The 1,006-nt window shown below is 66.9% G+C and carries 1 protein-coding gene; it reads right to left on the bottom strand.

The window, feature by feature from the left end; translation table 11 throughout:
• Window positions 1-953: IS110 family RNA-guided transposase (locus NKH60_RS34945; protein WP_352875131.1), on the bottom strand; the 953-nt coding region annotated here is incomplete at its 3' end.
• Window positions 954-1,006: the final 53 nt, after the last annotated feature.

Consider the following 1,006-nt stretch of genomic DNA (forward strand, 5'->3'; position numbering starts at 1 on the left):
TTGTTGGCGAGCGCCACAGCCGCCAGCTTCGGCGGCTTGCGCGCAATCAACGCCGCCAGCCACGGCGAGGCCTTGGCGCGGCCGCGACGCACCTGCTGGATGTGGGCCGTCGCGCCCACCACCAGCGCCTGCCGCAGCATCTCGTCGCCGGCCCGCGTGATCACCCCCAGCCGGTTCTTGCCGGCGGTCGAATGGTTCTTCGGCGTCAGCCCCAGCCACGCCGCGAAGTCGCGTCCCGAACCGAACGCTGTCGCATCAGTGACCTTGACGCCGAGCAGGCTCGCCACGACCGGCCCGACGCCGGGCATCGCAGCCAGCCGCTGTCCAGTCTCGTCCTTGCGGTGATGGGCCAACAGCTTCTTGTCGATTGCCGCGTATCGCGCGCACACCGCGCGGTATTCCTCGCCGAGCGTCTCAAGCAGTTCCTTTGCCAGCGCCGGCACCGTCGCGTCGCCGGCAATGCGGGCCAGCAGTGGCTCGATGCGGGCAAGGCCTTGTGCGGCCACCAGGCCGAATTCGGCTGCGTAGCCGCGGATCGTGTTGGAAAGCTGCGTGCGCCGCCGCACCAGCTGCTCGCGCACCCCAAACAGCATCTGCGCCGCTTGCTGCTCGCCGCTCTTGATCCCAACAAAGCGTGTCCTGGGCCGGCTCATCGCCTCGCAGATCGCCTCGGCGTCAGCCGCGTCATGCTTGCCGCGCCGCACATACGGCTTCACGTGCTGCGCCGCGATCAGCACCACCTCATGACCCAGCCCCGACAGCGTGCGCGCCCAGTAATGCGAGCCACCGCACGCCTCCAGCCCGATCCTCACCGGCGCAAGCTTGGCGAAGAACGGGACTACCGCCCGCCGTTGCAATTTACGCACCAGCACCGAACGCTCCGCAGCGTCGACACCATGCAGCTGAAAAACACTCTTGGACGTATCCATGCCAATACGGATAAGGTGTTCCACGGACGGCTCCCTTGTTTGAGATCTCAACGAACTCATTCTGGCACATCCGATGC

Source organism: Mesorhizobium sp. M1006 (assembly GCF_040318825.1).
Lineage (GTDB): Bacteria > Pseudomonadota > Alphaproteobacteria > Rhizobiales > Rhizobiaceae > Mesorhizobium.